Origin of the sequence: Mesorhizobium escarrei (assembly GCF_935825525.1) — a bacterium.
Taxonomy (GTDB): Bacteria; Pseudomonadota; Alphaproteobacteria; order Rhizobiales; family Rhizobiaceae; genus Mesorhizobium; species Mesorhizobium escarrei.
In genome coordinates this window covers 1-4,223 of sequence record NZ_CAKXZT010000117.1, presented here as the reverse complement: position 1 = coordinate 4,223, position 4,223 = coordinate 1, and the positions used below count along the sequence as shown (strand labels likewise).

At 61.7% G+C, this 4,223-nt stretch carries 5 protein-coding genes and 2 tRNA genes; 3 read left to right on the top strand and 4 right to left on the bottom strand.

Translation table 11 applies throughout. The features are described from left to right. The first annotated feature begins 103 nt into the window (after positions 1–103). Positions 104–1,003, top strand: coding sequence for a 2-hydroxy-3-oxopropionate reductase (locus tag NMG80_RS09930; protein ID WP_254017922.1), 900 nt, complete (start codon positions 104–106; stop codon positions 1,001–1,003). A 64-nt stretch (positions 1,004–1,067) separates the two neighbouring features. Here NMG80_RS09930 and rlmB read toward each other — a convergent pair whose 3' ends face one another. Next, entirely contained in the window at positions 1,068–1,940 is an 873-nt protein-coding gene (rlmB, locus tag NMG80_RS09925) for a 23S rRNA (guanosine(2251)-2'-O)-methyltransferase RlmB (protein WP_254017921.1), read from the bottom strand. A 199-nt stretch (positions 1,941–2,139) separates the two neighbouring features. Between rlmB and NMG80_RS09920 the strand changes: the two genes are divergently transcribed. After that, positions 2,140–2,224 (top strand) — tRNA-Tyr (locus NMG80_RS09920). Between the two features lie 71 nt (positions 2,225–2,295). After that, a tRNA-Gly gene (locus NMG80_RS09915) sits at positions 2,296–2,369 on the top strand. A 125-nt stretch (positions 2,370–2,494) separates the two neighbouring features. Here NMG80_RS09915 and NMG80_RS09910 read toward each other — a convergent pair. The 3 genes from NMG80_RS09910 to NMG80_RS09900 all read right to left on the bottom strand — a co-directional run. After that, positions 2,495–2,941, bottom strand: a complete 447-nt coding sequence (locus NMG80_RS09910) for a GFA family protein (RefSeq protein ID WP_254017920.1) — start codon at positions 2,939–2,941, stop codon at positions 2,495–2,497. 64 nt (positions 2,942–3,005) lie between these two features. Continuing rightward, positions 3,006–3,893 (bottom strand): DMT family transporter, encoded by an 888-nt coding sequence (locus NMG80_RS09905; RefSeq protein ID WP_254017919.1) that lies wholly within the window; start codon positions 3,891–3,893, stop codon positions 3,006–3,008. 12 nt (positions 3,894–3,905) lie between these two features. Continuing rightward, positions 3,906–4,223: hypothetical protein (locus tag NMG80_RS09900; protein ID WP_254017918.1), on the bottom strand; the 318-nt coding region annotated here is incomplete at its 5' end.

Genomic DNA, 4,223 nt, shown 5'->3' with positions numbered 1-4,223 from the left:
CGCGGTGACATCCAATCTCTCCACCCGTGGGGGAGATGGCCGGCAGGCCAGAGGGGGCGCGACGGAACGCGACCTCAGCAACGAAAACACCAGGGAGACAGAAATGGACACCATCGGCTTTATCGGCCTCGGGATCATGGGCGCGCCAATGGCGGGGCATCTGCTCGACGCCGGCTACACCGTCGTCACCAGCGACCATCGCTCGAAACCGCCGGCCGATCTTGTCGCCAAGGGTTTGAAGACCGTCTCTGGCCATCACGCCGTGGCAAAGACGGCCGACATCATTGTCACCATGGTTCCCGACACGCCTGAAGTGGCCGACGTGCTGTTCGGCGACAACGGTGTCGCCTCGGGCCTGACCGCGGGCAAGCTGGTCATCGACATGAGCTCGATCTCGCCGATCGAGACCAAGGTTTTTGCCCGGAAGATCAACGACCTCGGCTGCGACTATCTCGATGCGCCGGTGTCGGGCGGCGAGGTCGGCGCCAAGGCGGCGTCGCTGACCATCATGGTCGGCGGCGAGGAAAAGGCCTTCGAGCGCGCCAGGCCGGTGTTCGAAAAAATGGGCAAGAACATCACGCTGGTCGGCCCGAACGGCGTCGGCCAGACCACCAAAGTCGCCAACCAGATCGTCGTCGCGCTGACCATTGAAGCAGTCGCCGAAGCGCTTGTTTTTGCGTCGAAAGCCGGCGCCGACCCGGCCAAGGTGCGACAAGCGCTGATGGGCGGGCTAGCGGCCTCGCGCATTCTCGAAGTGCATGGCGAGCGCATGATCAAGCGCAGCTTCGTGCCGGGCTTTCGCATCGAACTGCACCAGAAGGATCTTAATCTCGCTCTGGAAGGGGCAAAAGCGCTTGGCGTCGCGCTGCCCAACACCTCGATGACGCAGCAATTGTTCAACTCCTGCGCGGCCAACGGTGGCGCCAAGGAGGATCATTCGGCGCTGGTCAGGGCGCTGGAGCGAATGGCGGGATATGAGGTGGTAGAAGCGAATAGCGAGTAGGGAATAGCGAATAGGGTTGCTAGCCCACCGGTGCAGTGATCCGACTTTCGCTATTCGCTATTCGCTATTCGCTATTCGCTATTCCGCTATTCGCTATAAACTTCCGCGCCGCATAAAGGCTGACCGCCGCGGCGTTCGACACGTTGAGCGAGCGGATGGCGCCGGGCATGTCGAGCCGAGCCAGCGTCGTCACCGTTTCGCGCGTCTTCTGGCGCAGCCCCTTGCCCTCGGCGCCCAGAACCAGCGCGATCTTTTCTCCCGAAAAACTCTTTTCGAGTTCCGCCGGTCCGTCCGAATCGAGGCCGATGGTCTGGAACCCGGCCTCGTGCAATTGGCCGAGCGCGTCGGCGAGGTTCCTTACCTCGATCTGGTCGATATGCTCCAGCGCGCCGGAGGACGACTTTGCCAGCACGCCGGATTCATGCGGGCTGTGGCGCGCCGTGGTGATCAGCGCGCCGGCGCCGAAGGCGACCGCCGAGCGCAGGATCGCGCCGACATTGTGCGGGTCGGTGACCTGGTCGAGCACCAGCACCAGAGTTGCCTCACCGAGTGCATCGAGGCGCTTGGGTTTTAGTGGCTCGGCTTCGATCAGCACGCCCTGATGCACGGCGTCGGAGCCGGTGATCTTGTCGATATCCTTAGGCTCGACCATCTCCGTGGTGAAGGGCAGGGCGGTGAGGTCGGCGATCGCCAGACGCTCGGCGGCGTTGCGCGTCACCAGCATCTTCTTGATTCGCCTGCGCGGATTGTCGAGTGCTGCTCGCACCGTATGCAGGCCGTAAAGCCGCACCAGCCCATCCGCTGGTATCTCTCCTGGTGGCACCGGCTGTCTCGGCCTGAACGCCGGCGTGCCGCCGCTCTTCTCGTCGCGATGCGCTCGGCGCAGCTTGGCGTAGTGGGTGTCTTTCGGGGTTTTGGGCTTGTTGTCGTTGCTCATGGCCGGTTCTATAGCCGTGTCGTCCGCCTATGGATACAGCCTGAAACCCTGCTCGGCGGGCCGTCCGGAAATTCAGGGCGATTTGCTGGGATGTTGCGGTTGACAGTTTTGGGCGCTGCCGCCATAAGGCGCTTCGCGAAGCGCCGCTCACGCGGTCGCGACGCGTCGATGCCTCGTTGCATGGCTCCGGCGGCAGACTGGAGAGGTGCCCGAGTGGTTAAAGGGGACGGACTGTAAATCCGTTGGCTATGCCTACGTTGGTTCAAATCCAACCCTCTCCACCACTGCCGGCCCGGAAGCCCTGAAACGCAAAGCCTCGGACCGAAAAGTGCATAGCGGTTTTCGGGTGAAATGCGCGGGTATAGCTCAGTGGTAGAGCAGCAGCCTTCCAAGCTGAATATGCGGGTTCGATTCCCGCTACCCGCTCCAAGCATGCTGTTGAAGTCATTATCGAAAATAACTTCCTTGAAAATGCGCCGTGTCACTGCGTGTCATTGTCTGTGGCGGATCTGTAGTACCTGAGCGGCAATGCCGTCAGCCACATCGCCAGGTCTTCAGTCGGCACCTCCGGCGACATGCTCTTCATATTGAGGCAGGTCGTCGGTGATCGTGAACCACTTCGCCTTGGAGCCGACAAAGATGTGCTGCGTCGGACGGATGGTCGGCTCGTCGACGAGGGTCCCCATGGCGACGTGCACGAAGGCGCCGTCCCGGACGACCGAATAGAGCAATGAGCCGCAGGTCTTGCAGTGCACGTCGTGGCCGGTCTCATCGCCAAAGATCAGGAGGTTGTCCTCGCCCTGGGTCAGGCTCAGTCTCTCACGCTCGATGCCGGCAAACGGCTTGAAGGCCGAACCGGTGGTGCGCCGGCAGTTCGAGCAGTGGCAGTTGGCGGCGTAGATGAACCCGTCGGCCACCGCGTACTTCACGGCGCCGCACAGACATTTTCCGGCAAGCATGCGGTTGCCGGCATTCTCCTGGCTTGTCACAGGTTTCTCCATTTTTTGCGGGCAGCGGCCAAGTTGAATTTGTGGCGTAACCGTTGTTTTGGTCACCACAGCCCAATTATGCGACGACGGTCAGCCGGCGCCGGCGCTCATCGAGCGACACGATGGTCAGCCCGCTGGCCACCACCAGCAGGATACCGCCGATCGCCAGCGCGTTCGGCGATTGCTGGAACACCACCAGACCTGAAATAACCGCCCAGACGGTGAAGCAGTAATAGAACGGCGCAACCACGCCGGTTGGCCCTACGCGATAGGCCATGAAGATAAAGAAATGGCCGAAGATCAGGAACAATCCGGCCCCGGCCATCAGCAGCAAATGATACGTCTCGGGCGTCACCCAACGCTCCGACATCAGATGCGCAACGCCTGATCCGACCAGCACCACCACCACGGCGGAAATTGCGACGATCATGCCAGGCACGTCGGCGGTAACCCGCCGCCCGGCCAGATCGCGCGCTGCGGCGAACGCCGCGTTGCCGAGCGCCAGCAAGGCGTAGACCGAGATTCCCTGCATGGTCGGCTGCGCCACCATCACTGCGCCGATGAAGCCGAGCCCGATCAGCGCAATGCGCAAGCCGCCGATGCGCTCGCCGAACAGGACAGAGGAGCCAATCAGCATGAGCAGGGGCGTGATCTGCCCCAGGGCGGTTGAATCGGCGATCTGCATGTTGGCAAGCGCCACCACGTAGCAAAGGATTGCCGCCAGCTCGAATAGGTTTCTTTGCAACACTTTCCTGTCGAGGATCAGCGGGATCTGCTTGGCGTAGCCCAGCGCAAACAGCAACGGGATGCCCCACAGCGTTGCCGCCGTCCCGCGCAAAAACAGCACTTCATAGGGCGGCAGCCCGACCGTCGCGAGCTTCAACATGGTGTCGTTGGCGACATAGGACCCGGTCGAGAGGATCATGAACAGCGGGCCGCGGATGGCGATTGGAATAAAATGCATCGGATCAGGAAATCAGACCGGCGCCACACCGGCAATGGGCCAGATCCGGCTGTAAATCCGGCACGGCGGACAGGCGGGAGCGGCGATATCCGTCCGCTGAATGCCGGTAGCCGCGGAACCTAACTTCGGCCATTCCATTTCTTCTTGTTCATTCCTATATCCGCGCCACATCCCCGAAAACCCGATCATGAGTTCAGACCGGGTGAGAAAGCCCCGGCCACAAGGCACTTGTGTTTTTCGGCCGCAGTCGCTAATCGCCCCGCATTCGACTGAACTGAAGGTCCCGGCCGTCCAAGGAAAGAGACTATGGCAAAAGGTAAATTCGAGCGT

Excerpts from the sequence above, each read along its gene's own strand:
- rlmB (WP_254017921.1), bottom strand. The coding sequence starts at position 1,940 with ATGAGCAACGACAACAAGCCCAAAACCCCGAAAGACACCCACTACGCC.
- NMG80_RS09910 (WP_254017920.1), bottom strand. The coding sequence starts at position 2,941 with ATGGAGAAACCTGTGACAAGCCAGGAGAATGCCGGCAACCGCATGCTT.
- NMG80_RS09930 (WP_254017922.1), top strand. The coding sequence starts at position 104 with ATGGACACCATCGGCTTTATCGGCCTCGGGATCATGGGCGCGCCAATG.
- NMG80_RS09905 (WP_254017919.1), bottom strand. The coding sequence starts at position 3,893 with ATGCATTTTATTCCAATCGCCATCCGCGGCCCGCTGTTCATGATCCTC.